Origin of the sequence: Lysinibacillus sp. HST-98 (assembly GCF_016757845.1) — a bacterium.
Taxonomy (GTDB): domain Bacteria; phylum Bacillota; class Bacilli; order Bacillales_A; family Planococcaceae; genus Lysinibacillus; species Lysinibacillus capsici.
Map to the genome: position 1 here is coordinate 275,469 of NZ_JAENHX010000001.1, position 26,944 is coordinate 302,412.

27 protein-coding genes are annotated in these 26,944 nt (G+C 38.1%); 12 read left to right on the plus strand and 15 right to left on the minus strand.

The window, feature by feature from the left end:
- Positions 1 to 193: 193 nt before the first annotated feature.
- Together ade and JIN86_RS01465 are read right to left on the minus strand one after the other, a co-directional pair.
- Entirely contained in the window at positions 194 to 1,939 is a 1,746-nt protein-coding gene (gene ade, locus JIN86_RS01460; RefSeq protein ID WP_202341103.1) for an adenine deaminase, read from the minus strand.
- Positions 1,940 to 2,033: 94 nt separating this feature from the next.
- Positions 2,034 to 2,456 carry a pyridoxamine 5'-phosphate oxidase family protein gene (locus JIN86_RS01465; RefSeq protein ID WP_004230687.1) on the minus strand — a complete coding sequence of 141 codons (423 nt, stop codon included), beginning with the start codon at positions 2,454 to 2,456 and terminating at the stop codon, positions 2,034 to 2,036.
- A 163-nt stretch (positions 2,457 to 2,619) separates the two neighbouring features.
- Between JIN86_RS01465 and JIN86_RS01470 the strand changes: the two genes are divergently transcribed.
- The 4 genes from JIN86_RS01470 (at position 2,620) to JIN86_RS01485 (ending at position 4,472) form a co-directional block, all read left to right on the plus strand.
- Positions 2,620 to 3,246 (plus strand): YczE/YyaS/YitT family protein, encoded by a 627-nt coding sequence (locus tag JIN86_RS01470; RefSeq protein WP_004230690.1) that lies wholly within the window; start codon positions 2,620 to 2,622, stop codon positions 3,244 to 3,246.
- Positions 3,247 to 3,391: 145 nt separating this feature from the next.
- A complete protein-coding gene (locus tag JIN86_RS01475; protein WP_036218718.1) occupies positions 3,392 to 3,679 on the plus strand; it encodes a PadR family transcriptional regulator in 288 nt (95 codons plus the stop codon).
- The gene (locus JIN86_RS01480) at positions 3,666 to 4,271 is read left to right on the plus strand and encodes a DUF2812 domain-containing protein (protein ID WP_202341104.1); all 606 of its coding nucleotides are present in this window, start codon (positions 3,666 to 3,668) and stop codon (positions 4,269 to 4,271) included. Before JIN86_RS01475 ends, JIN86_RS01480 begins: the two co-directional genes overlap by 14 nt.
- Before the next feature lie 45 nt (positions 4,272 to 4,316).
- Positions 4,317 to 4,472: a hypothetical protein gene (locus JIN86_RS01485; RefSeq protein WP_202341105.1), complete on the plus strand. Its 156-nt coding sequence runs from the start codon at positions 4,317 to 4,319 to the stop codon at positions 4,470 to 4,472.
- Positions 4,473 to 4,784: 312 nt separating this feature from the next.
- Here the strand turns inward: JIN86_RS01485 and JIN86_RS01490 are convergent, their stop codons facing one another.
- Both JIN86_RS01490 and JIN86_RS01495 read right to left on the minus strand, forming a co-directional pair.
- Complete coding sequence (locus tag JIN86_RS01490; protein ID WP_004230698.1) at positions 4,785 to 5,420, minus strand: 50S ribosomal protein L25/general stress protein Ctc; 636 nt, start codon at positions 5,418 to 5,420, stop codon at positions 4,785 to 4,787.
- 183 nt (positions 5,421 to 5,603) lie between these two features.
- A complete protein-coding gene (locus tag JIN86_RS01495) occupies positions 5,604 to 6,308 on the minus strand; it encodes a YjjG family noncanonical pyrimidine nucleotidase (protein WP_202341106.1) in 705 nt (234 codons plus the stop codon).
- 273 nt (positions 6,309 to 6,581) lie between these two features.
- On the opposite strand from JIN86_RS01495, the gene yfkAB reads away from it, so the two are divergent.
- Positions 6,582 to 7,694, plus strand: a complete 1,113-nt coding sequence (yfkAB, locus tag JIN86_RS01500; RefSeq protein WP_004230715.1) for a radical SAM/CxCxxxxC motif protein YfkAB — start codon at positions 6,582 to 6,584, stop codon at positions 7,692 to 7,694.
- 104 nt (positions 7,695 to 7,798) lie between these two features.
- Here the strand turns inward: yfkAB and JIN86_RS01505 are convergent, their stop codons facing one another.
- The 6 genes from JIN86_RS01505 to JIN86_RS01530 form a co-directional block, all read right to left on the minus strand.
- Positions 7,799 to 9,016 carry a hypothetical protein gene (locus JIN86_RS01505; protein WP_202341107.1) on the minus strand — a complete coding sequence of 406 codons (1,218 nt, stop codon included), beginning with the start codon at positions 9,014 to 9,016 and terminating at the stop codon, positions 7,799 to 7,801.
- A 13-nt stretch (positions 9,017 to 9,029) separates the two neighbouring features.
- Positions 9,030 to 9,857, minus strand: a complete 828-nt coding sequence (locus JIN86_RS01510) for a hypothetical protein (protein ID WP_004230717.1) — start codon at positions 9,855 to 9,857, stop codon at positions 9,030 to 9,032.
- Complete coding sequence (locus JIN86_RS01515) at positions 9,854 to 10,543, minus strand: ABC transporter ATP-binding protein (RefSeq protein ID WP_004230718.1); 690 nt, start codon at positions 10,541 to 10,543, stop codon at positions 9,854 to 9,856. The genes JIN86_RS01510 and JIN86_RS01515 overlap by 4 nt, the downstream gene beginning before the upstream one ends.
- Positions 10,540 to 10,929 (minus strand): GntR family transcriptional regulator, encoded by a 390-nt coding sequence (locus tag JIN86_RS01520; RefSeq protein ID WP_004230719.1) that lies wholly within the window; start codon positions 10,927 to 10,929, stop codon positions 10,540 to 10,542. Before JIN86_RS01520 ends, JIN86_RS01515 begins: the two co-directional genes overlap by 4 nt.
- A gap of 696 nt (positions 10,930 to 11,625) precedes the next feature.
- Positions 11,626 to 12,621: an LLM class flavin-dependent oxidoreductase gene (locus JIN86_RS01525; RefSeq protein ID WP_202341108.1), complete on the minus strand. Its 996-nt coding sequence runs from the start codon at positions 12,619 to 12,621 to the stop codon at positions 11,626 to 11,628.
- 74 nt (positions 12,622 to 12,695) lie between these two features.
- Positions 12,696 to 13,121 carry a hypothetical protein gene (locus JIN86_RS01530; RefSeq protein WP_004230721.1) on the minus strand — a complete coding sequence of 142 codons (426 nt, stop codon included), beginning with the start codon at positions 13,119 to 13,121 and terminating at the stop codon, positions 12,696 to 12,698.
- A 215-nt stretch (positions 13,122 to 13,336) separates the two neighbouring features.
- On the opposite strand from JIN86_RS01530, the gene JIN86_RS01535 reads away from it, so the two are divergent.
- From JIN86_RS01535 to JIN86_RS01555, 5 genes are all read left to right on the plus strand, one after another.
- Positions 13,337 to 14,104 carry a sulfite exporter TauE/SafE family protein gene (locus tag JIN86_RS01535; protein ID WP_004230722.1) on the plus strand — a complete coding sequence of 256 codons (768 nt, stop codon included), beginning with the start codon at positions 13,337 to 13,339 and terminating at the stop codon, positions 14,102 to 14,104.
- Between the two features lie 154 nt (positions 14,105 to 14,258).
- A complete protein-coding gene (locus JIN86_RS01540) occupies positions 14,259 to 14,777 on the plus strand; it encodes an RNA polymerase sigma factor SigV (protein WP_004230723.1) in 519 nt (172 codons plus the stop codon).
- Positions 14,770 to 15,660 carry an anti-sigma-V factor RsiV gene (rsiV, locus tag JIN86_RS01545; protein ID WP_202341109.1) on the plus strand — a complete coding sequence of 297 codons (891 nt, stop codon included), beginning with the start codon at positions 14,770 to 14,772 and terminating at the stop codon, positions 15,658 to 15,660. The genes JIN86_RS01540 and rsiV overlap by 8 nt, the downstream gene beginning before the upstream one ends.
- A 149-nt stretch (positions 15,661 to 15,809) precedes the next feature.
- Positions 15,810 to 16,934 (plus strand): GerAB/ArcD/ProY family transporter, encoded by a 1,125-nt coding sequence (locus JIN86_RS01550; RefSeq protein WP_004230728.1) that lies wholly within the window; start codon positions 15,810 to 15,812, stop codon positions 16,932 to 16,934.
- Positions 16,934 to 18,415: a spore germination protein gene (locus JIN86_RS01555; protein ID WP_004230729.1), complete on the plus strand. Its 1,482-nt coding sequence runs from the start codon at positions 16,934 to 16,936 to the stop codon at positions 18,413 to 18,415. The genes JIN86_RS01550 and JIN86_RS01555 overlap by 1 nt, the downstream gene beginning before the upstream one ends.
- Positions 18,416 to 18,454: 39 nt before the next feature.
- On the opposite strand, the gene JIN86_RS01560 is transcribed toward JIN86_RS01555, so the two are convergent.
- Together JIN86_RS01560 and JIN86_RS01565 are read right to left on the minus strand one after the other, a co-directional pair.
- Positions 18,455 to 18,874 (minus strand): SRPBCC family protein, encoded by a 420-nt coding sequence (locus tag JIN86_RS01560; protein WP_202341110.1) that lies wholly within the window; start codon positions 18,872 to 18,874, stop codon positions 18,455 to 18,457.
- Between the two features lie 293 nt (positions 18,875 to 19,167).
- Positions 19,168 to 20,928, minus strand: a complete 1,761-nt coding sequence (locus JIN86_RS01565) for an ABC transporter ATP-binding protein (RefSeq protein WP_202341111.1) — start codon at positions 20,926 to 20,928, stop codon at positions 19,168 to 19,170.
- A gap of 415 nt (positions 20,929 to 21,343) precedes the next feature.
- On the opposite strand from JIN86_RS01565, the gene JIN86_RS01570 reads away from it, so the two are divergent.
- Entirely contained in the window at positions 21,344 to 22,105 is a 762-nt protein-coding gene (locus JIN86_RS01570; protein WP_004230735.1) for a TerC family protein, read from the plus strand.
- Between the two features lie 200 nt (positions 22,106 to 22,305).
- Positions 22,306 to 22,815 carry a ferritin gene (locus tag JIN86_RS01575; RefSeq protein WP_009370301.1) on the plus strand — a complete coding sequence of 170 codons (510 nt, stop codon included), beginning with the start codon at positions 22,306 to 22,308 and terminating at the stop codon, positions 22,813 to 22,815.
- 638 nt (positions 22,816 to 23,453) lie between these two features.
- On the opposite strand, the gene JIN86_RS01580 is transcribed toward JIN86_RS01575, so the two are convergent.
- Genes JIN86_RS01580 through JIN86_RS01590 form a run of 3 tightly spaced genes read right to left on the minus strand, consistent with a single transcriptional unit; the run spans position 23,454 to position 26,934 of the window.
- The gene (locus tag JIN86_RS01580; protein ID WP_048392395.1) at positions 23,454 to 24,626 is read right to left on the minus strand and encodes an iron-containing alcohol dehydrogenase; all 1,173 of its coding nucleotides are present in this window, start codon (positions 24,624 to 24,626) and stop codon (positions 23,454 to 23,456) included.
- Positions 24,627 to 24,643: 17 nt separating this feature from the next.
- On the minus strand, positions 24,644 to 25,489 hold the full coding sequence (gene ahlS / locus JIN86_RS01585) for an AhlS family quorum-quenching N-acyl homoserine lactonase (RefSeq protein WP_004231440.1): 846 nt from the start codon (positions 25,487 to 25,489) through the stop codon (positions 24,644 to 24,646).
- Positions 25,490 to 25,512: 23 nt separating this feature from the next.
- On the minus strand, positions 25,513 to 26,934 hold the full coding sequence (locus JIN86_RS01590; RefSeq protein WP_202341112.1) for an aldehyde dehydrogenase family protein: 1,422 nt from the start codon (positions 26,932 to 26,934) through the stop codon (positions 25,513 to 25,515).
- Positions 26,935 to 26,944: the final 10 nt, after the last annotated feature.

A 26,944-nucleotide genomic window follows, 5' to 3' on the forward strand; every position in this document is an offset into this window, starting at 1 on the left:
ACGAAAATATCTTAAAAATAAGAGGTTGAAATAATTAACACACAATCCTTAATTTTACGACTAATTCCATATTACAATGACTTGTAAGCATGTTTATAGTTCGTAAATAATGGTGAATGAGAGCTAGCACTAAATAAGCAATAGAAGAAAACGACCTAAAAGCTTAATGAAAGCTAGTAGGTCGTTTTTTCATCTATGCTTCTACTGAGATATGCTGGAAGGTTGTCACATCAAATAATCCTGTATCTGTTAGCTTTAAAGCAGGGATAACTGGTAATGCCACAAAAGAAAACGTTAGTAGAAAATGGAAATCTAATGTTGGATTAAGCGTCTTTAATGCACTGTGCAAGCCTGCTAGCTGCTCCTTTGCTTGCTGAGCTGGTACATCTGTCATCAAGCCTCCAATGGTTAATGGCATTTCGGCTAGAATTTGGCCATCCGCTACAATGACAAAGCCTCCTTGAATTTCCTGAATGCGTGTAAGCGCCAGGACCATATCCTCATCATTTGTTCCTACAACAAGGGCATTATGGGAATCGTGGGCTACTGTTGTGGCAACTGCCCCTTTTTGTAAGCCAAAGCCTTTGACGATTCCTAAACCTGTCGTGTGTAGCTGATGATGACGTTCGATGACGGCTAGTTTCAGTAGATCTTGTTCTACAGAAGGGACGAAAACACCATCCTTTACAGGTACATCCATTATTACATGATTGGTAATTAGCTGATTCGGCACAATCTCCATTACATTCGCCTTTGTACCCTTTGTGAATGCTAGTTGTAGCCTATCCTTTGTAATGGTTGGTAAATGGACAGATTGATGGATATGAGCAGGCACAACTGGCTCTTGACGATTTGTCAGCATTTTACCATTTTCAGCCACTTTCTGCCCATTTTTCCATACGGCCTTTGCCTGCATTGTTGACAAATTCTCTACTAACACAAAATCTGCCTTATAGCCTGGTGCGAGTACACCTCGATCTAATAAACGATAGCATTCTGCGGTGTTAACGGTTGCTAACTGGATTGCTTGCAATGGTGGCATCCCTTCAGCTATTGCCATGGCGATATCATAATTGATGCTGCCTTCATCGATTAACTCATCCACATATTTATCATCTGTACAGAAACCAAAGCGCCGAGCATTATGTGACTGGACAGCTGGCAATAAGTCACGTAAGTTTTTAGCGGCTGAACCTTCTCGGATCAGTACATACATCCCCTGCTCTACACGATCAATGGCCTCCTCAGCCGTTACACACTCATGATCTGTGTGAATACCCGCAGCTCGATAGCCTGTAATTTGCTCGCTTTGTAAGCCTGCACAATGCCCATCAATGACTAAATTTGCTTCCTGTGATAATAAAATTTTCTGAAGCATGTCCTCTTGCCCATTTAATACCGCTGGGAAATCCATGACCTCAGCTAATCCTCGAACCTGTTCATGTGGTAGAAATGGCGCCAAATCCTTAGCTGTTAGTGTAGCGCCTGCATTTTCAAACTGTGTACCTGGCACACTTGATGGCAGCATCACAAAAATATCCATATCTGCCTTTTGTGCATCATCTAGCATAAATTGAATGCCTTCCGCTCCTGCGACATTGGCGATCTCATGAGGATCTGTCATCACCGTTGTAATCCCATGAGGAAGTAAAACACGACTAAATTCCCCTGGTGTCAACATAGAAGACTCAATATGTATATGACCATCAATTAAACCAGGAATGACATAGCCTCCTGCCGCATCCTCTTCCTGTTTAGCATGAAACTTATTCGTGCGATCTAGAGCAACAATCATACCATTTTTCACGACGATATCTGCTTTTTGCCATGTTAACGAAAAAACATCCGCAATTTGCGCATTTCTCAGTATAAAATCTGCCTCTAATTTTCCTTGAGAGGATAATACATTTTGTGTTAGCTGCTGTAATTTTATCGACATAACCTATACTCCCTTTTCTTTTAAGAACTATCATGCCAAAAAGATGCTAACCATTGCAACTATTTATCGCTACATCAGTAAAAAACGACCATTGTCAATGGTCGTTTGAAAATTCTAGCTCTTTAGGTGGCTGCCCTTTTTTATTCATTAAGCGCATACGAATAGGCTCAATCTTTAATGTCACCATTTCATCCTGATTGCCAATAAAGATACTCGTAAAAAATTCAGCTAGTTTATTTTTTATCCCTTCTTCATGTACTTCCGTAAGTTTCCCTTCTATTTCCACATACGTATCACCAAAGCCACCATTTTCGTAGCCATATAAAATATGGGTATATGGGTTTTTGCGTAGCTCTTCCATTTTTTCTGAATGTTTATTCGTCACTGTATACAATACAAAATCTTCATGCTGGAATGTCATGTATCGTGAGTAAGGCTTGCCATTTTCAACAGTTGCCAATGTTCCAATCTTTTCTCGATTTAATACTTCTAAAATTTCATCACGTACAGAAGTCATAGTATCCCATCCTTTCATCTATATACCTATTTTGCCCTTTCCCAAGAAAGCTAAACCGTATTTTTTTGAAAAATGTGAAATGACAATCTTCGGGCATAATGAAAATCTATTGTTATAATAACTGGATGGACAACAGGAATTTTCGAATGAATGAGGGTTAATAATGAAACAAGCTTTTTTTACGCGCTGTTTGTTTTTCATAACAGGCATTATCGTGCTTTCTTTTGGTATCACCTTAACAATTAAAGGCCAACTTTTTGGAGTGGGCTCATGGGATGTACTACATATTGGCTTAACAAAAACAGTAGGCTTATCAATCGGTTCATGGTCCATTATTTTGGGACTTGCTATTTTAGCATTTGATATGCTGATTACAAAAAAATTCCCTTTACCTGGAACGTTTATCGATATGTTTTTGGCAGGCATTTTTATTGATATTTTTAACTATTGGTTACCTGATATTGATGGTTTTTGGATGCAACTTATCTCTTACCTAACAGGGTTAGTTTTACTTGGCTGGGGCTGTGGGATGTATATGGTGGCGAACTTAGGTATTGGACCGCGTGATACACTCATGCTGATGATGGTCCATAAGCTTGGCTGGAGTGTGACTCGCTCTCGTACAACAATGGAAGTAACGGTTGCAATTATTGGCTTCCTACTTGGCGGTCCTATTGGTATCGGTACGGTATTTATGGCATTTGGACTTGGACCAATCGTACAATTTGCCTTATCCTATAACGAAAAATTATTTATGCGATGGACAGGCGTGAAAAGCGCTGTTGTCTAAACTTTAATGACAATGCAGTTTTTGCATTGTCTTTTTTTACAGTTGAAATATACAGTTCAACTATATATAATCAAACTATATAGTCTGACTGTATATTTGAGGTGAAGATGTGAAAAAACATAAATTATTACCTTTATCTGAAACCATGCATTACATTTTACTTGCCTTACGTGAACCACTGCATGGTTATGCGATGATGCAAAAAATTGAGGAAATGAGTGCTGGTACAGTAAGGATTGCTGCTGGTACTATGTATGGAGCCATTGAAAATTTATTGAAATATCATTGGATTACACCTGTTGAAACCCAGGATTCAAGACGCAAGGTTTATCAAACGACCGAAGAGGGTCTAGAAATATTAGCGGCAGAGCAACAAAGATTGCAGCACATTTTAGCTTTATATGAGGGAGCTGGCAAACATGATAAAATTTAAAGTCTTTTTTGATATCGAAAAGGAAGAGCGCTGGTTAAATGAAATGTTAGCTAAGGGTTGGCGATGCTCCAACATTAACTCAGCAGGTATTTATACATTTCAGCCTACTGAAGATCTTGAACAAGTTATTCGGATTGATTGTCAGCAGGAGCTTCGCAAAGAAAATAAAGCTACCTATAAGCAATTACATGAGGATTTTGGCTGGCGTATAGTAAAAGAAAAATCATATGATGGCACTTTTTATTGGACAAAAAGTAAAGATGGTAATGATGAATTATTTTCAGATCATGATTCCCACATTGCGAAATATAAACGTTTAATGAAACATGCAAGCAATTGGGCAATACTCTCTCTTATCTTCTTAATGATTTTTTATGGCAACGATAACGTCGCTCCCTTTTTCAGTATAAAAAGCGCATATTATACCCCAGGTTTATGGGATAAAGAAGGTGCTGCCTTCCTTTTTGCTTTTTTATTTGAAACACCCTTTGCCATCATGCGCTTTCTTCCACCATGGCTATTTTTAGCAACTTGTAGTATTTACATCACACTCTATTATCGTTATCGTAAATCCATACAGCAATTTTTATAGCAAATAATAAGGAGCTTCTTAAGTAGTGTAAGGAGGCTCCTCATAGTGTTGAAAAACAAAACAATCAATAGAATTTTTGTGAAAGGTGAAAATGGATTTCTGTTGAAGGCTACTTGCTTTCCTGTGGGCAATAAAGTGAAGGTGTTCATTACTCTTTATGAAGAGGTGTTGTCACGCATCACTTCTCCACCTTGGAAATAAGAACTTATCCCCTCTAAGAATACAGATAATGGGCTATTTGATCGCTATGCTAGTATGAAAAAGTAAAGACATTTTTCAGAATGGTTGATTGGAGTGGAGCCAGCGTCACTCCTAGGGGATTTAGCGTCACAGAGGAGACCCTGGAGCGAACGGAAGTGAGTGAAGCGGCTCCTCAGACGTCCCCTGGAAAGGACGCTGGCGGAACGGAAATCAACCTCTCACCTTGCTAAAAGGTCTTTTTCTGCTAGTGACATGATCTTTTTCAACAACAGGAGGAGCCCCTTACGTAGTGTAAGGAGGCTCCTCTTTCCTTTATGCTTCTGGTTCAGCAGTATTTTGTCCTGTTGCTTCCATCACTTCTGGTGTATCGTCCACTGTATCATCTTCCTGTACGTTTTCAGCAGCCGGTGGTGTAATCGTCACAAGTGTGTAGTCATCCTCTTGTAAAATTTCAAACGAGAACTGTTGACGAATATCTCCGACGTATAGAGAAGTCCCGATGGCAACATGTGTAACATCTATTTCAATGGTTTCTGGAATGTCAGTTGGCTTCACTTTAATACGCACTTCACGATTAGGCTGGAGCAGGAATCCGCCATCAGCAACTCCCACTGCATCCCCAATTACAGTCACTGGAATATCCACTTCTAGCTCCTCTGACATATTGATGGATTTAAAATCCACATGCTTAACATTCCCTTTTAATGCACAACGTTGTACCTCTGTCAAAACTGCATTAATGCGTTTTCCTTCAACATCTAATTGGAAAACACTTTTCGTACCGTGTGTAGCTAACATTTTTGCAAAGGCTCTCGCATCTAACATAATTGCCGTTGATTCCATTTGAAAGCCGTAAACCACACCTGGAATGCCCCCATTTTGTCGAAGCTGTGTTAAAGAAGATTGTCGTCCCTTTTGACGTTTACTGGCAGTTAAAACCATATTCATCGAATATTTCCCCTTTCATGGAAACTAGTCTCATAAAAGGTTTTGCCTTTTCTATTGTATTTTATACATAGCAAGCACTCGATTATTTTGTCAGTATGGTAGTGATAATTTAATTTTTATTAGCCACAAAAAACATAAAAAACACCTCCTTTTGTTCACGGAACAAAGGAAGTGCCTTCTGTCTTAATATAGTGCTATTTTTGTATGCAATAGCTCATGTAACTCATGCAATTTTTTAATTTCATAATGCGGTTCAATCCCACTCGTATTTTCAACATTGCGGATGTTAAACCAACATGTATCAATGCCTGACAGCAATCCGCCTTTAATGTCTGATGTCAAAGAATCGCCGATTATAAGCGTTTTAGCTTTATCAAAATGCTCAATCCGCTCAAATACATAATCAAAAAAGGCAGGCATTGGTTTTTGATAGCCCGTTTGCTCGGAGATAAAGATGCCTTTAAAATATTGTGCTAAATCGGCATCCACTAGTCGTTTATTCTGTGTCAACGTTACGCCATTTGATACGACATACAAATGATAGTGATTAGCTAGTTGAGCGATAACTTCATAAGCCCCTTCTACATAATGGTGTGCTTCCTGTAAGTATTTTTGGAATAGTGATTCAAAGTAGACGCCATCGACCTCCATCCCAAATTCCTTTAAAGCAACCGCAAACCTTGTATTATGTAGTGTATTTTTTGTCACTTCCCCACGCTCAAAAGCTCGCCACATCGATTCATTAATTTCTTTGTAGCGCGCAATCATCTCGGGCGTAGTGGCTATCTTTTCCTCTCTAAACATGCGGTCTAGTGCTGCATTTTCAGCTAAATCAAAATCTAGTAATGTATCATCTACGTCAAACAATAAGATCTCATATTTCGTCATGTTCATTCCCACTTTCTTCGATGCATTGTGACTATTTACTCTATATCATGATAACGTTTTTTATGAAAAATAACAGTAAAATGTCCTATGACAGAATATTAGAACATGTATGCGCTTTATACACATGCCTATCCGACCATTGAAACGAGGGAACTTTTTCTATATTGAAAAAAATATTCGACTAGCCCTAAATAAGCTCGTTCTGCAATTTCATATTTGAAATTATCGTTGAATATGAGACAATAGATTGCTAGAAAGGAAGATGTACGAAAGATGACGACCTTACAAAAAATAACACCTGTCTATGATCCTTGGGAAGCCTATTTAGATGTAGAACAACATGGACAAATGACACTCTCAAATATTGAATTTACAACAACAACACTTTGTAATATGCGCTGCGCACACTGTGCAGTAGGCTATACATTACAAAATAAAGACCCTGAGGCATTACCAATTGAATTAATTCTAAAACGATTAGATGAAATACCCCATTTAAAAACGCTCAGCATTACTGGTGGAGAACCTATGATGAGTAAAAAGTCCGTCCAGAATTATGTGTTGCCACTTTTAAAATATGCGCATGAACGTGGTGTACGGACACAAATTAACTCCAACCTAACATTGGAACCAGCACGTTATTTACTGATTGCACCTTATCTTGATGTCCTTCATATTTCACATAACTGGGGAACAATCGATGAATTCGTCGAAACGGGCTTTGCAATGATGGAACGCAAACCAACATACGACCAACGTGCAGCCTTATTCCAACGCATGATTGATAACGCAAAAATGCTAGCTGAACATGGTGTAATGGTATCAGCAGAAACAATGTTAAACAAAAAAACTTTACCATACTTAGAACATATTCATCACCAAATTATCCATGAGATGAAATGTGCACGTCATGAGGTGCATCCAATGTATCCATCCGACTTTGCAAGTGCACTTACTTCTTTATCACTAGAGGAAACACGTGAAGCCATTCATCACCTGCTAGATATCCGTGATGACAATACATGGATGTTATTTGGTACACTACCATTCTACCCATGTAGCATGAACGAAGAAGATCAAAAGCTGTTACAACGTCTCCGTACTGAGAAGAATGTCACGATGCGTAATGACCCAGACGGTCGTTCACGATTGAATATCAATATCTTTACAGGTGATGTGATCGTTACCGACTTTGGTGACACACCAGCCCTCGGCAATATTGTACATGACGAACTACCATTGATCTTTGATAAATGGATGGCGACCGACTTGGCAAAATCGCTTAACTGCCATTGTCCAGCAGTCAAATGCTTAGGGCCAAATGTACTTGTAAAAAATATGTATTATCCAGATGCCGCGTTTGTGAGTGGCTCTGCTCGTGTATAAGTTCATCGATACAGACAGAAACTCCATGTTGAACAAAGACTGATCAACATGGAGTTTTTTTACATATGAAGTTATAAATTGTAGGTTATCCGTATTCCTGTTCCTTAATGCATCGTATATAATTGTTCGATCGTAAGTGAGGAATCCGCCTCTTGATTTTTCTTGTCTTCGGAAATGATTTTCCCTTCATAAATCAATCCACCTGTACGTAAATCAACGATAGACAACCACTGTCCATCGGAAACACGATATACTAAATAAAATTTTCCCTCTGCTATACGTAAATATGGAGCATCTTTCTCATTCGCAATGCTTGAATATTGAAGGGTTAAGGGTTCTTCCCACTGTTTCTTTTCAATATGATAACGATTCAGCGTTAGACCATTGGCTGAATAAACAGGAATGTATATCGTTTCTTTATGAATCCGCATTGACTTCCGATAGGGTTTTAATTCTTCTGGCATAGTCCATTCCTCTGCTTCATTCTTGGCATTATCATAGAGATATATTTGACTAGAGATAACTTCTAGCTCAGTATCTTCTTTTCGCTCACTGTATTTTTCTACCATATATAAATAATAATTTTCGTTTTGAGTAGTAGTATTGTATTCATTAAAAATACGGATACTGGAAGTGCCTCTTTCTTCTGACACTAATTCTGCAAGGATGGCATCCTTTACTAATTCCTTCTTCTCCACATCAATCGTATAGACATGCAACTCTTCCCTAGCCTTTATAAGATAGTTGGCTGATAAATAGTTTGTTGTTAAAATATTTATCTTTCCATCTCCTACGTAGACGTCATTCACATTAATCCAATCATAGCTAGCTTTGACTGGTATATCGATTTTAAAGGAAGAACTGTCATTTGTATTTTTATCAAGTGTATCAATTTGAAGCGTTACGACATTGCCTCTAGCTTCTTTTTTACCATCATCTAGAAACGTTGTATAAATCAAGCGTGCTTTGTCTTCAAAATATTTTCTTGGATCAAATTCTTTCCCTCGCATAAAATTACGGTGTTCCTCAATATATTTCCGAAGAATCATAGGTTCATTTGGGGCAATTAAATCGCCAAAAAAAGACTGATTATTGGGATTCGTGGAACCATCCTTTGATATGTACAACATATGATAAAGATCATTACTCTGATAACTTGTTTGAAGGATAAGATTTTCGATTTCTTCCTTATTTCCGCTGATCGTTTCAATTTTATAGGATCTGTCATTTTTCGAAGCCATTGCTGTTTTTTGGATATAGTAAGAACTGATAAATACCAAGATGAAGAAACAAATACTGATTGTTTTCCAATATTTTTTCATTGTTATACCTCCTCTAGACCCTGATTTTATATTTTAGTAAATGATTCGCAATCCAAATGGCACTTCCTAAAACGATCATGCTCGCTACCAGTACCATGAAGAAAATCTCAAGTGGGTAAAAGTAATTTGTATAAACATTAACTAATAGGATTGGAGCAAAAAATACCCCAAGTGACAGTAAGCCATAAAAAATAGCGTAAAAAATTCCTTTTAAACCATAACTTCGCTCAATTAAAATCGCGGTAAATATTACTGCCACGAAAAGTAATCCAAGTGCATATACTAGGATAAACTCTGTAAAGGTAGTCGGATACAGCCACCTCCACATATTTAAAGTAGAACTAGTATAAATTGAGAAATTTGATTGGAGATCGATTGGTATAATCTTATTCACTATTTGTTTTTCCATCAAAATTAGCAATATTTGCAAGGCAATCAAGCCAAGAACTAAAAGCATAATCGTCGTTAATTTCGCAAAATAAATGGCGATTCTTTCAGTTGGTAACATGAATAATCTGTAAATAAACGTATTTTTGCCAAACCAATCTCGATACCAAATAAAGAAAACATAAATCATCAACATGGCGATACAAAAAAAGATTGGCAGCAGAAACCATTCTGAATCAGTGAATCGATCGAAAGAAAAAGTCCCGTATTGCTCCACATACTGGTTCATGGATAACTGGTTTTCTGCCATCAACTGTTTAGCATTTTTCATATAAGTTTGTGAGATAATTCCTGCTCCCATAAGCTGGCTGAGCATGGTCAAGCCTATTAAAATCAAATACAATTTAAAAAATCGATTTACTTCAAAATGAACAAGTTTTAAATAGTTTTTCATGCTCGATATACCTCCCTCATCACATCAACCACTGATTTCCCTTCATTTTCACGTACTTCCTCCACGCTAAATTCCCTCAATACTGCACCGTCATCAATAAGGACTGCTTTATCAATCAAATGCTCAATATCACTAATTTCATGCGTTGTTATAATGACACCACGTTCTTCAATTAAATGGCTTGTAAACACCTCTGCAATCTGCTCACGAGAGAAAATATCAATGCCAGAGAATGGTTCATCCATCAGTAAATAATCGACATCAAGTGACAAACCCAGTAGCATATTCACTTTTGCTGTATTTCCTTTCGATAAGTTAGCAATACGTTCATTCGGATCAAGTTTAAAAAATTGTAGTAATTCTTCTGCCCTCTGAGGATTCCAGCTTTTATAAAAATCAGCCATGAACGTAAAAGCTTCATTGATTTTCATTTGTGGCAACATCGTTATTGTGTCTGGGATGAAGGTTATTTTTTCAAAACTTTCTTTTGTGATTTTTTCTCCATCCATTAAAATTTCACCACTATTAATTGGTGTGAGCGCCATAATAGCTTTCATAATGGTCGTCTTACCTACACCATTTATTCCTATTAAACAAGTAATCTCTCCTTTTTCTGCAGTAAAAGAAATGTCTTTTAAAACCTGTTTCCTGCCATATTTCTTGTTAACATTTTTTACTTCTATCATTTCGATTCCTCCGCTTCTCCGCTTTCGGCATCATGTTTTTTCTTTACAAGTTCCAATACTTCGGCTAACGGCACATCGATAGATTTAATAGAGCCTAAAAATAAGTCAACCGCTTCGATAATCAATTCCTCACGGACATTTTTAAGGACCGCTTCATCTTTCGTAATGCAGCTAGGCATATTCCCCTCTGTAAAAATCAATCCTTGTTCCTCCATTTCCTTATAAGCTCGTTGCGCAGTATTTGGGTTAATTTTTAACTGATTGGCTAATTCCCTTCTGGATGGAATCTCCTGTCCTGGCTCATAAAATCCCTTGGCAATTTGTTCTTTCAGATGCCGAATCACTTGGACATACACCGGGTCCCGATTATTAAAATTTATAGTCAAATAACTCAACTCCTCAAAAAATTAATTCCGCGTATTAACCACTTAATACACAGTACGTAGAATGATGGGTTGCACCTATCAACATGGACATATTTTTTCTCTCGTTAACACCTCAGCGTATTAAGCACTTAATACACCGACAATAAAAAAATGTATTAAACAGTTAATACACTTCTTAAAATGTATTATATGCTTAATACACATTTTAAGTCAATCACATTTATGGAAATATCTATCAATAATTAAAATCACAGCCAGTTGTACAAGTAGCCTGTACATTATGGATGCAACTATTCTTTTCTTCAAACAGACGAGCGTTTTTATCTCATTGTTAACTGGTAATGACTGTATGTTTTCTTGTAATTATTTTTTAGCATAAAAAATAATTACAAGAGGTATAAGAAATAGAAGTTGAGCTATACTATTAAAGATTTCACTTCAAATCCAATGACTAGGAGGGTTAACCCGATGAGTGCGATTGATCGATAACTCAGAAGGACCATCAAAACTGAATAAGCTAAAGTACAGATTTCTTAGGAATATCTTAAGATCCTATGCGGAAGCGAGGCAGTGTGTCATGGAGCAGAAAATGTAAGTGGTAATCAGACCCGGAAATTTATTTCCGGGTTTTTCTAATTGTAAAGCCGTTATTCTAAATACATAAAAGCCATATTCAGATGAATATGGCTTTTCCTCTTATCTAATTAATTCCTTTGCAAGGAATCTATAGGTATTTAAACGACTTTCTAATTCATATTGATTGCAATTTAGCATTACTTCATCAAAGCCATAGCGTTCTTGCTCAGCACTTAAAAAAGAAGCAATGTCTTGGGGTGTCCCGACAAGATTCGCCTTGCGATTATTGTCAATCGTCAATTTATCCATTTCAGTTAATGGATAATCCTTCGCTTCTTCGGGTGACATTGTTTGAATGATTTGCCCTTTCATTAATTGAAGACGAGAAATATCAATCGGTTTAGCTAAATATTCCGCTTCTTCTAAGGTAGGGGCAACTGTTGCTGCATATGTCACAATGATTTGTGGTTTATCCATATAATAAGAAGGCGTAAAATAGGCTTTATAGGCATCAAAGATATCCTTTGACATATTGCCCGTGAAAAATTGTGCATACGAATAGCCTACTCCCAGCTGGCCAGCCTGCATGGCACTCTGACCACTAGAACCTAGTAACCAAGCGTCTGGTAATGAAATATGAGCAGGAGCTGCAACGACTTGATCATAGACATGTTCACCTGTTTTTTGATTATTCATTAGTTTTAATATGATTTCTAGCTTATCGTACTGTTCCGTGAAGCGTTGTCGTCTTCCTTCTGCCAATGCATAAATAGCGGCATGATCACCCCCAGGAGCTCTCCCCACACCAAAATCAATACGATTGGGTGCCAGCCCTGATAATGTTTTAAAGACCTCTGCTAGCTTATAGGGTGAATAATGCATCATCATGACACCGCCCGTACCAATGCGAAGCCGCTGTGTTTTAGCAGCTAAAAAAGCAGCAGTTACTTCAGGAGCTGAACTCGCCAATGACTGGCTATTATGGTGTTCAGCAAGCCACATACGGTGATAGCCAAGCTCTTCACCTAGCAATGCCAGCTGTTCTGTACGTTGGAAGGCCTCTTCTGCAGAATGACCTTTTGGAATCGGCATTTGATCTAAAATACTTAATCTCATGTAAAACATCCTCTCTGTCTCTAGCTCCCCCTTTTACTGTAATACAGTTTGGATGATTTACAAAATAAAAAACCTTACTCATAAGCTAGTTGTTTCTTTTCCCAAGTGTGATAGACCATGCCAACAAGCTTTTGTTGTTGTTGCTGGTTTAATACGACATCTTTAAATTTCATTGCCTCTAGGGAAAATTGCTGCGTTTGTTCGTTCACGACAAATTGGAGAATAGCATGTCCTTTTGCGTCTTGAAACGTAATATCACCTGACAATTCTACAACTTGCTCCCCAGTTTTCGCTTCATAATAGCGCCAGTAAGGTTCAAAAAAAGCGTAATTAAAAGCATTTCGAACTGTGACATCTGAAAAATTCTCCAAATAGCCTTCCTTTACAGTATCAATATACTCATGATCTGTTATATCTTTTTTTGCATTAAAGACATACCCTACAAGTACTCCCATAAACACAACACAGAGAAATACACGTATATGATTTCCTAAACTCATGTCATCACGTCCCCTTTACGTAAAAACACCATCAACTACATAATACATCAAAATAATGACTCCAAGTAGAATTTTTTTGTGTTATGTAGAAATTATCGTCATTTTCTATACGATCACTTCATTTATTTCTATTAAAAAATAGCAGCTAGAGTATTTACAGCCTATCCTCAGTTCGCTACTATCAGATTATTATGATAGAAAAGAGATGACCTTTTGTGCCTTTTGATTTAGATGTAAATATTTTATTAATTTTAATCCTCTTCGGTTTTTTAGCAGCCTTTATTGATTCAGTGGTTGGAGGAGGTGGGCTTATCTCATTACCAGCTCTTATGTTCGTTGGTCTTCCTCCCTCTACTGCAGTAGCAACCAATAAATTGGCAGGTACAATGGGTTCCCTTACTAGCACAGTGACATTTTATCGCTCTGGTAAATTAGATATAAAAGCCGTTTATAAGCTTTTCCCCTTCGTCTTTTTTGGCTCTATGCTGGGTGCTTGGATTGTCCACTTAATGGACCCAAGTGTACTGAAGCCATTAATGCTGATTATGCTTGCAGCCGTTGCTATCTATACCATCTTTAAAAAAGACTGGGGCAGTATGACCACCTATAAACAATTAACCCCAAAGCGTTCTATTATTTTTGTTTTTGTGATTACACTTATTGGCTTTTATGATGGCTTTTTAGGTCCTGGGACAGGCTCGTTTCTACTCTTTGCTTTTCTCCTAGTTGGCTTTGATTTTTTACAATCAGCAGGAAACGCCAAATTTTTAAATTTCGGCAGTAATGTAGCTGCCCTCCTTATGTTTATATACTTAGGACAAATAAATTATGCCTACGGACTACCAATGGGTCTTGCGCAAATTGCAGGAGCTATTGTTGGTTCAAAATTTGCCATTAAACGCGGCAGTGGCTATGTACGTAAATTATTTATCGTTGTGACCATTCTATTACTCTTGAAAAATACATATGACTATTTTTCATGATCAGCCGTTATACTAACGTATGCCAATACTATAGAACGATCAAACTTATCTCAATTGGGGTAAGTTTTTTTCATGGCATCAACTTTTTCCCTCTCCTCGTACGTCTAGTAAATGTATACAATTTGACAATGTTAAAAAAGGAGCTTCTTTGGACATGAGAACAAGAAATGCATTTCAACATGAAGAGGTGTTTGTCCAATTCATTCGAGAACAAAAAGAGCGTTTTTATTTGCTCGCGTATAGCTATACAAAAAATGAACAGGACGCACTAGATGTTGTACAAGACAGTATCCAAAAAGCCATGCTTTCATTAGATCGACTTGAAAATGTGACCTATATGAAAAGCTGGTTTTATAAAATAGTTGTCCGTACAGCCATAGATTTTTTACGTAAGCATAAACGCTTACAAGTGACAGATGATGATACATTACAATATTTAACACCTGCTCAAGAGGATGTTTATGAGAATGTTGACTTGGAGCATGCGTTGGATGAACTCCCGCAAATGTATCGAGAGGTTGTCATTCTCCATTATTTCGAGGATTTAAAACTCGCTGACGTGGCGAACATCCTCGACATTAAGTTGAGTACAGCCAAATCACGTCTTTATAAAGCATTAAAACTATTGAAAATACAACTGGAAGATGTGAAGGGAGAAACTGCACATGGATAAAAAATTACAGGAGTTAGAGAAACAATATATGAAAGTCCCGATTCCAAAAGAGCTAGACTTCGTGGTTGAAAAAGCACTTAAGCAAGGTCAAAAAAAGAAAAAAAATCGTACACCTCAATGGGTCCTTGGATCTGCCGCTGCAGCCATGCTATTTACAGCTGGTTTAAATGTAAGTCCTGCAATGGCACGTACACTCTCAGAAATTCCCGTGGTTGGTAGTGTGATAAAAGTATTGACTTGGACAGAATATGAAGTGGCTGAAGATACTTATGATGCCAACATTAAAGTACCTTCTATTGAAAACTTAGAAAATCAAGATCTGGCGAATACATTAAATGAAAAGTATCGTGCAGAAGGTAAAACACTTTACGATGAATTTATGGCAGAAGTGGGCGATTTAAAATTAAATGGCGGTGGTCATTTAGGTATTGATAGTGGTTTCGAAATCAAAACTGATAATGAACAAATTTTATCGATCGGCCGTTATGTTGTAAATACTGTTGGTTCGTCTTCAACGGTGATGGAATACGATACGATCGATAAAGAAAACGAAATTTTAATTACTTTACCAATGCTCTTTAAAGATCAGCACTATATTGAAACAATTAGTGAAAATATTAAAGAACAAATGCGTACACAAATAGCTGAATCGAATCAAGATAAAGTTTACTGGGTAAAGGGTGCTGGCCTTGCCGATGAAGAGTTAATGGAAGAATTTACAGCCATTAAACCTGATCAGCAATTCTACATTTCTGATAAAGGCAAGCTTGTGATTTCCTTTGATAAATATGAAGTGGCACCTGGCTATATGGGCGTTGTAGAGTTTGAAATCCCAACAGATGTCTTAAAAGAAGATCTTGTAAGCACAAAATATATTCATTAATTTAGCTTACGTTTCCTATGATGAGGTATTGGATGATGGTGTCGTCCAATACCTCATTTTTTTCATGAAACCATACCATTTTCTGCTTATAAAGCCGACTTTTTTTGTCAAAGCTAATATGTATCAATCAATGTTAGAGGGTTTTCAACATGAAAAGTGTAGGATCAATCAGTATTTTACATGTCATCTTCCTATCAATGACTGTTATTGGCTTAAAAAATCATGTAACCATTATTCCTCCACTGCTAGATGTGGCCAAAAGAGATGGCTGGCTATCTGTATTGTTTGCTGGAGGAATTATTTTCTTTTGGCTATTTTTATTAGTATATATTCAATCGAAATCTAAACAGGAGCCCATCCGAGATTGGCTTGATTCAAAAATCGGGAAAATTGGCTCTACTATTGTTATTTATACAGTTGCTATTTTTTTAATGATTATCGCAGCTTTTACAATGATTGAAACACTGCAATGGGTTAATACTACATTTTTACCTCAAACACCTGTGATCATCTTATTATTTATCTATACCATTCTGTGTATTCTTCTTGTGGCGACTAGCTTACAGACAATTGTCATTTTAAACGTTTTTGTATTATTCGGTGTAGTTATCTTTGGCTTTTTCGTTGCCTTTACGAACATGCAGGTAAAAGATTATGAATTATTGCGTCCATTTTTTGAACATGGATTCCAGCCTGTATTGCGAGGCATGATTTTCCCTGCATCCGGGTTTATTGAGCTTTTAATGTTGCTATTTTTACAGCATCAATTTAAGGAACGTATTCGCTGGTACCATTTTGCTATTATGCTGGCCATTTTAGTAGGACTGACATTAGGACCATTAATTGGGGCCATTACAGAATTTGGACCGAATGAAGCAGCTAAGCAACGCTATCCTGCCTACGAAGAATGGGGATTAGTGACAATCGGTCGCTATATCGAGCATCTTGACTTTTTCTCCATTTATCAATGGCTGACAGGAACCTTTATTCGTGTTAGTTTCCTTTTGTACATTGTGGCAGATTTATTGAAGATGACAGGAGATCCGAAGCGTATATGGCAAATGCTTGCTCCTCCCTTCTTTATTCTTTGTTTACCATTAATCATGCTAAATGAAAGCCTATTTTTAAAAGTTAAAGGACATTATATTCTTACAGCCACTTTTATTTTTTTCTTTTTACTCTCAATATTTTTCGTAGTCGTAGCTTTCTTGTCGGATAAATCTTCTAAAAAGGGGAAAACTGAAAAACAAGATAGGAAAAGTGGTGAATCATAATGCCTCAGCAAGAACAGGCGCTAGATCTTAGTACGATCAGAAAATTATTTCAAAAATCGGCAGATATTCAATTTCAGGAATATATGTTTAATCAGCAGAAAGTACACTTTATTACGTGTGATGCTATGATTGATCAACAAATGCTTAATGAAGTGATTATTCAACGTATTCAGTATTTATATGATCATTTGGATGAGGTCCCCTTTGAAGAGAATATCGCAAGGCATCTTCATGTTCCAAGTATTCAAAAAGTACAAGACAAGGAACAGCTGATAACTTTTGTCTATAGTGGCTTCTTGTTGTTGTATTTTGATGAAGGCAATCTTTTATATGCAAGCAATATTGCCCACAAGCCGAATCGCCAGCCTGAAGAAACACGCATGGAGGTTCTTGTTAAAGGGCCCAGAGATAATTTCATTGAAGATATACGCGTCAATATCGCACTAGTAAGAAAACGCTTGCCGACCAACTCATTTTGTGTGGAAAAAGTGGAGCTTGGGAAACGATCAAAAACTACGGTAGCCATTCTTTATTTTGATGATATTGTGGATATGGATATTTTACATGGCATCAAAAAGCAGCTCGCTGCCGTTGATACAGATATTGTTTTTAGTGGCGATTTATTGATGGAACAGGTGAATAAAAATTCCAAGCTTTTTCCGAAGTTTGATTATACAGGACGACCTGATTATGCGGTTCAGGCCTTAGCAAGAGGACGCTTTATTATTTTTGTAGATGGCGTCGCCTATGCCATCATTACCCCTGTCAATTTGTTTCTCTTACTGAAATCAGCTGAGGATAATGAATATCCTATTATTTTCAGTTCACTCGAACGATTATTGAGAATATTTGGTATTTTAATTGGCTTACTACTTCCTGCATTCTGGCTTGCCTTGACAACCTATCACCAAAACCAATTGCCACTTCAACTACTCGCAACCGTTGTACAAGCGAAGGCGGGCTTACCGCTCCCCTCTTCGCTTGAAATGTTGCTCATGTTGCTGATGTTTGAATTGTTTCGTGAAGCAGGCTTGCGTCTCCCTTCCGTTATTGGTGGGACCATCAGTGTTGTAGGTGGATTAATTATCGGGGATGCAGCCATTCGAGCAGGTGTAACCAGTCCTGAAATGATCGTTGTCATCGCTATTTCTACCATTGCCTCCTTTACATTAGTGAATCAGTCGCTTGTTACTTCGGTCAGCATATTACGCGTTGCCTTTATCTTTGCTAGTGCCTTTTTCGGATTATTTGGCTTCTTTGTTTCTTTATACCTGACATTGCTTTACGTAAGTAATATTCGAATTTACGGCTACTCTTACATGAACCTGGCAACAGATCTAAATTGGGCAACCATTAAAAAATCCATCTTTCGATTATCACCTAAGGGCTATACAGAACGTAACAAAGCACTTGCTCCACAGGATTATACACGAACTTCAAAAGGACATGAAAACAAGGATTCTCCAAATAAAAACAAATAGCATCCCTATCGATTGTGAAGGGATGCTATTTTTATTCGCTCAACGATTTTGGACTCTTTCTTTTATAAGGTCCAGTACACTTTCCCAATGACCTTTCATTTCTTCTCGTACTGTCTGATCAGAAAGATGTTCCTGATGAAAGCTAATGGTTGTTTTATTACCACCTTTTGGTAAAATACGGATTTGTACGGTAGATGGTTTTGACCACTCTTCCTTTTGCCAAGTTAATCGAAGCTGCTCTAACGGTTTAACAATCCTGATTTCGCCTGACCCTGTCTTTGAATGGTATTTGCGCCCAGGCTCAAATATAACTGAAGTGCCTTCCCCCAGCCATGTACGTACCCCTTCTGTTGTCGTGATCAATGTCCATGCTTGCTCCTGCGAAATTGGAAACGTCCTTCTAACCCCGATTTGAAAACCCACACTTTTCGTTTGACCGATGATTCTTTCGTTATCCATTGCTTCACCTCTATTTTTTGACCTTTATAGTGAACTGTAGTTCTATTCGATAAACTTGCTAAACATTCCTTCTATGTATTCATAAATGAATGCTCCATTTTCCATATCAGCGATTTGACCTGGTACCCTTTGAATATTCGATGGCATTACCTTTCAATCGATTCCCTCTTTCTACAAAAACCTTCATTATGCGTGTTAGTGTGCTTTGGCTACAACATGAGCAGTACATGTAACTAAGGGGAAGCAACTAAAAAAGGGAAATTGTTTAAAAAAACAATCTCCCCTTCCTTCATTTACGTCAATTCCACAAAATCTTTCTGAACGCTTTGTTCTGTTTGTCCCTTGCGAAATTGAATATGATGAAGCTTTGCAAAAATCCCATTTTGAGCCACTAGCTCATCATAAGTGCCATCCTCTTCAATGCCCTTCGGTGTCACAACTAATACACGATCAGCATTGCGAATAGTTGCCAGTCGATGGGCAATAACTAGTGTTGTACGATTTTCAGCAAGCTCTGTTAACGATTGCTGAATAATCATTTCTGTTTCTGTATCTAAGGCAGAGGTTGCCTCGTCTAAAATCAAGATAGGCGGGTTCTTTAGGAACATACGAGCAATCGCGAGTCGTTGCTTTTGTCCTCCTGATAATTTTAAGCCACGTTCACCTATTTGTGTATCATAGCCCTCGGGCAGCTCTGCGATAAATGCCTCTAGATGGGCTTTTTTCGCTGCCTCTCTAATTTCCGCTTCACTTGCATCTAATTTTCCATAGGCAATGTTTTCACGAATTGTACCTGTAAATAAAAAGACGTCCTGCTGTACGATACCGATTTGAGCACGTAATGACGCTTGTGTCATATTACGTATATCGATACCATCAATCGTAATAGCGCCCTTTGTCACCTCATAAAATCGAGGAATCAATGAGCAGATTGTAGTTTTGCCAGCACCCGAAGGACCTACAAAGGCAATAGTTTGGCCAGCTTTTACATCAAATGTTATATCATGTAAAACCTGTTTGGATGCATCATAATTAAAATGAACATGATTGAAGGCAATATTTCCATCTAAATGTTTAATAACCTTTGCATCCTCACGATCTTGAATTTCTGGCTCCTGTTCAATTAATTCACGGAAACGCTTAAAGCCAGCCATTCCTTTCGGATAAAGCTCTAATAAAGCACTAATTTTATCAATTGGTTTAATCAGAACATTCGTGTATAAAACAAAGCTCACTAGCTCCCCATAAGATAATTTCCCATTAAAGCTTAGCCAAGCGCCGACTACTAACACCATTAATGTAAGGAGGCGCGTCATCATGTAAATACTGGCGTGTGTCCCTGCCATAATTTTATAGGCATATAATTTAGCCGTACGGAAAAATCCATTTTGCTCCTTAAAGCGTTTAATTTCAAATTCTTCATTTGTAAAGGATTTCACAACACGGACACCGGACACACTATCCTCTACACGTCCGTTCACATCAGCAATTTTACCATACATCGTTTTCCAAGCATTGTTCATTTTTATATTACTAAATGTCACGAGCCATGTTAAAAATGGCACCATAATCGCTGCAATCAAAGCAAGTGTTGGATTCACATTAAACATAATGGCAAAGGCCCCAACAAAGGTCATGATCGCAATAAAGAGGTCCTCAGGTCCATGATGGGCAAACTCACCTATATCAAACAAATCATTGGTAATGCGACTCATAATATGACCTGTTTTCGTATTATCAAAGAATCGGAATGATTGCCTTTGTACATGCGTAAATAATTCCTGACGCATATCCGTTTCGATATTTATGCCTAGTTTATGTCCTAAATAGTTAACGATAAAGTTCAATAATGTACTAATGGCATAAACAAGCAGTAATAGGACACTTATTTTCACGATCATGCCCCAATCTCCTGTTGGCAATAACTCATCGATAAACCATTGAACAGCCAATGGAAACGCAAGCTCTAAGATTGCTACAATAATGGCACTTGAAAAATCGATGACAAACAATCGTTTATGTGGCTTGTAGTAGGAAAAAAATTTTCTATACATGTTTGTCTCCTCTCTAAGTTGTAAAAATTTTGCCTATCTTTTTATAGTACCATTTGTGCAAACGTAACGGAAAAGTATTTTTTCTCCATAGCAGTATATTTTTATTTACTTTTATATTGTTGCATGTTACTATGTTAGTAAGAATTGAATAGCTTTTGACTTTATTGTCAAAGGGGAGTAGCTAGCAGATGCGATCGAAGCATCTGATTCACATTCGTCATTACATGGTATATTACCATCGGGTGTGATGGCATTTCTTGTCACACAGAAAACTTTCTGTGCAACGAACAGTTAATTGCTTAGCAAGACCTTTGCCTATTTTTTAGGCAGGGGTCTTTTTCTTTTGCTTAAAATAGGGAAAGAATAAGTTAGCAAGCCATTCATTTCTGTTCAACAATTAAAGGAGGCAATAAATTTGGAGGCAATATTTTTAGAATACGCATGGGTACTTGTCGTATTAATTGTACTAGAAGGTTTGTTAGCAGCAGACAACGCCGTCGTAATGGCTGTTATGGTTAAGCATTTACCAAAGGCACAACAACAAAAAGCTTTATTGTATGGATTAGTGGGGGCATTTGTTTTCCGTTTTGCCGCATTATTCCTTATTACAACGCTCGTTAATTTCTGGCAGATCCAAGCAATAGGTGCAGCTTATCTACTGTTTATGTCTATTAAGCATATTTATGATTCGCGGAAAGCATCCCAAAACTCCGAAGAAATTCAAGAGCCGAAAAAACAATCTGGCTTCTGGATGACGGTTGTAAAAGTAGAACTTGCTGATATCGCATTTGCTGTGGATTCTATTCTTGCAGCGGTTGCCATTGCTGTCACACTTCCACATATCGGTGATTTTGATATTGGCGGGATTAACGCAGGTCAGTTCGCAGTGATGTTCTTAGGTGGTATTATTGGTGTCATCATGATGCGTTTCGCAGCTCGTTGGTTTGTAAAGGTTCTCGACAAATTCCCATCACTTGAAACAGCTGCTTTCCTAATTGTCGGCTGGGTTGGTGTAAAATTAGCTGTATTAACATTAGCACATGAAAAATTGGGTGTGATTCCACACGAATTCCCCCACTCCACTATTTGGAAAGCTATTTTCTGGATTGTCTTAATTGCTATCGCATTAGGTGGCTACCTAATCGGTGTGAAAAATCAAAAGAAACAAGAACAATAATAATGAAAAATCGCTTCGATTACGATCGAGGCGATTTTTTTTATCTTCTTAAAAGTATAAAAGAAGAGATTTTCTAATTGAGAACGAATATCAATTAAATTTTGCATGAATTGCTTTAAAAATTAAATTTTTTGTATGTTACTGCCTCAACACTGTATACTAGTAAAGAAGTCATTTACTGCAAAAGGAGGAAAACTTTTATGTTATCTGAAAAACTACACACAGCTCTTAATGAACAAATGAATTTTGAATTCTACTCTGCGCATGCCTATATGGCAATGGCAGCCTATTGCACTGATCAAGATTATGATGGCTTCGCTAACTTCTTTTTAGTACAAGCCGAAGAAGAACGCTTCCATGCCATGAAATTTTATAATTTCTTAAGTGATATGGGCTACCGCGCAACAATTCAAGGTTTTGAAAGCCCAGGCAATCATTTCGAATCCATTTTAGATGCCTTTAAAACGGCTCTATCACACGAAAAAGAAGTAACACGCCGTATTTACAATTTATCAGACATTGCTTTAGATGAACGTGAGCATGCGACAATGGCCTTCTTAAAATGGTTTATCGACGAGCAAGTAGAAGAAGAATCTACATTTGATACATTAATTCGTAAAATTGAGCGTATCGAAACTGACTCAAACGCAATCTTTATGCTAGATGCAGAATTGGCTACACGTACATTTACACCAGATGCGGAAGCGTAATATTTCTTATAAAAAAATCTGCCATTAAGGCAGATTTTTTTCATAGTGTTGAAAAACAAAACAGTCAATTGAAAGGTAGAAATGGATTTCCGTTGCAGGCTACTTGCTTTCCTGTGGGCGAGCGCCGAATCGCTTCCTCCGCTACCGCTCCGTGCAGGGCTTCGCCTGTCTCGCTATCCCACGGGAGTCAAGTAGCCTTCCACTTCAACCCACTGACTTTTTAGCAAAGGTTTTCAAATAAAGTGCAAGTGTTTACTACTCTTTATAGAGGGGTGTTGTCACGCTTCAATTCTCCACATTGAAAATAAGAGTTTATCCCACCTAAGAATACAGATATTGGGTTATTTGATTTCTATACTAGTATGAAAAAAGTAAAGACACTTTGCAGAGTGGTTGATTGGAGTGGAGCCAGCATCACTCCTAGGGGATTTAGCGTCACAGAGGAGACCCTGGAGCGAACGGAAGTGAGTGAAGCGGCTCCTCAGACGTCCCCTGGAAAGGACGCTGGCGGAACGGAAATCAACCTCTCACCTTGCAAAGTTGCTTTTTCTGCCGTTGACATCATCTTTTTCAACAACATGAAAAAAATCTGCCATTAAGGCAGATTTTTTTAGTTATTGAATCTTTTGAAAACCTCATTACGGTTCTCTTACCACTCCATCAAAGGCAGCTTGATAGATTTGATAGATATCTTCACGCTCTAATGGCATTGGACTTCGCGCTAAAATACGCGTTTGTTTTGTAGCATCCTCTGTTAGCTGTTCAAGTGCTGAGGCAGGGATATTGAATCCTTGTAATGTTGAGGGAATTTTCACATCTTGAACGAGTTGTTGTAAGGCGTCAACACATTTATAGGAAGCCTCTTCTTGCGATAAATAGGAAGATGATATCCCCATGGCATCTAAAATATCTTTCATTCGTTTTTCACAACTTTGACGAATATAACCCATGACATATGGTAATAGTACTGCATTGGAATCACCATGAGCTATATGGAACTGACCTCCCAGGGGATAGGCTAAAGCATGGACGCCTGCTACACCAGCATTGAAAAAGGCTAACCCTGCTAAATAGCTGCCATAACTCATATCTGTGCGCGCTTGCTTGTCTTGCCCATTATGGACAGCTGTTCGTATTGACTGGCTAATTAAACGGATAGCTTGTAGTGCAAGTGCATCTGTTACTGCATTCGCATTTACTGATACATAGGCTTCTATCGCATGAGTTAACGCGTCTACCCCAGTCGCAGCCGTTACCTTTGATGGTAAGGAAATCGTTAAGGCAGGATCTACAATCGCTACATCCGCTAATAAATAATCATGTGTCACAACATCCTTGGTCGTATCCAGTGATAGCACAGAAATATTTGTAACCTCTGAGCCTGTCCCAGAAGTGGTAGGAATTAAAATTTTAGGTAACCCCTTATTATCCAATGTTTTCGTTCCTGTTAGGTTTAAATAATCTGCAACTTTTCCATCATGTTTTGCTAATACGGCGGCAAGCTTCGCTAAATCTAGTGCACTGCCCCCACCTACACCAATCACCAAATCAAATGGATGCTTTCTCGTAAAATCAACTAGTTTTTCGCCAATTGCAAGCGGAGGCTCTGGTGCAATATCAGTATAAATGGTTGTTGTATAGCCTTTCTCAATCAAAGGCTTTTCGACATTGTCCGTTAGACCTATTTCTTTTAATAATGGATCTGTCACGATCAAAATATTGTGAGCGTTAAACTTCTTTACCTCTAGCAGAAGCTGACTTAAACAGCCCCAGCCAGTATAGCTAGCAGGCGTAAAGGTTAATTTATGCATGGCTTCTCTACTCCTATCTATTCATAATAGCCTTCCGTCGATTTTCTAAATGATTTAAATTGAATAGGATCATGGCCAAACCATACTTGTGAATTTGTTTCATGTGCTAGTCTTCGAATCCGTTCCACTGTTGTATTATAACCTACAGAATCATAGATAATGCCTGGTGGCTTGACAGGAGGGCCAAAGCTTTCTGCCGTATAAATGGCATCTGAAGCTAAGATAATACCACCTGTGTCAGGCATTTGAATATGCAAACCTAACATTCCCCAAGCATGACCACTACCAAAATTTAATACTTGTATCCCTTCAGCTAGTTTTACATGATCCTCGCCACGTTTGATTAAGCGCCATTGCAGATTGTTTTTAATCCACATATCAATGTCACCCCAAACATAGGCACCGTCTTTTACGTTTCTAGCGTATGTTTGTAATGTGCCATTGAACTCATCTTCCTGTACAATAATTGTCGCATTTGTAAAGAGTTCTAAGCACCCTGCATGGTCGAGATGCAAATGGGAAGCAACAACATATTTGATATCCTCTGGACGAACATTTAATTCTTCTAGACGATGATGTAAATAGCATTCTTCTGGCATATTAATAGGAAATGCCTTTTGCGTAAATTCACCCCATCGCCCTTCTGGACCCATCGAGTTTGGATTGCATGCTGTATCAAATAGAATTTTACCTTCTGGATGATCAATCAGTACTGTATAAACAGGGAATTCAACAAATTCATTTGGCTGGTTTGGATGATCGATGGTTGCTGGATTGTGCATCGCAATCATATAATTTTTATCCATTCGCATCGTACCATTGTCCATCACATACAATTTTGGATGTTGTTTAATCATTTTCATTTTCCCATCTCCATTCGTGATTATTATTGGTTATTCCAAATTACTAGCTTCATTTCCGTCATTTCTTCTAATGCATATTTAATGCCTTCACGGCCTGTGCCGCTTTCCTTTACACCACCATACGGCATGTGATCTACTCGATAAGTAGGTACATCATTAATGATGACTCCACCAACGTGCAATGCTTTTGTAGCTTGAAAAGCTGTCTGAATAGAAGGAGTGAAGATGCCTGCCTGTAGGCCATAGTGAGAATCATTGATAGCCGCTATCCCTTCTTCAATGGTGGATACCTTATTGACGATAACAACAGGTGCAAAAATCTCTTCACAGGATACACGACTCTGTGGTTGAACATTATATAAAACAGTGGGCAATAAAATATGATTGTCAATGTGACCACCTGTAATTACTTGGGCCCCTTCAGCTACTGCCTCTTCAATCCATTGATAAGCACGCTGTTGTTCAGCTTGTGAAATCATCATAGCAAGATCTGTTTGATTATCCATTGGATCACCAATTGTAAGCTGCTCTATTTTTTCCTTCAGCCGTATTAAAAATTCCTCCACCATACTTTCCATGACATAGATACGTTGTAAAGAAATACAGACTTGACCTTGGTTGGAAAAGGCCCCCATCACAATACGATCCATAATACGCTCAAGCTGTACCCCTTCGTCTATAATTACGCCTGCATTGGAACCTAATTCTAAGGTTACTTTCTTCAAGCCTGCACGATTGCGTAGAGAAATCCCTACCGCTGGACTTCCTGTAAACGTTATCATCTTAACATTGGGATGTGCTAAAAATGCATCGCCTACTAATTTACCTTGTCCTGTTACAAGATTAAAGGCACCTGCTGGTAAATTTGTTTGCGCCAATAATTTTGCCAAAAAATGGGCTGATAGTGCTGTTTGTGTGGCAGGTTTCAATACAATCGTATTGCCTGCAGCTAATGCTGGCCCAACTTTGTGTGCTACTAGATTTTGCGGAAAGTTAAATGGCGTAATCGCTGCCACAACACCGATTGGCTCTCTTAATGTATAAGCAAAGCGCCCCTCTCCATTTTTTGATGCATCCATTGGAACCATTTCACCAGTAAGTCGCTTTGCTTCTTCTGCCGCAAATTTATAGGTTTCAACTGTGCGATCAATTTCAGCGTAAGCATACTTTAACGGTTTGGCTGATTCCATTGCAATGATACTTGCTGCTTCATCTCTATTTTCTGCAAAAAGGGTGGATAACTGCTCTAATATCTCTGCTCGTTGAAAAGCAGTTAATGCAGCCATTTGAGGAGCTGCAGCATGTGCACTTTCAATGGCCTCCTGTACATCTTTTTCAGTGGCCATCGCAAAGTGTGCCAATACCTCTTGCGAATAGGTAGCTTGGATCTCCATCCATTGAGCAGTCATCTTCCATTCTCCATTGATCCATAAGCCCTTTTTCAATCGTAATTCA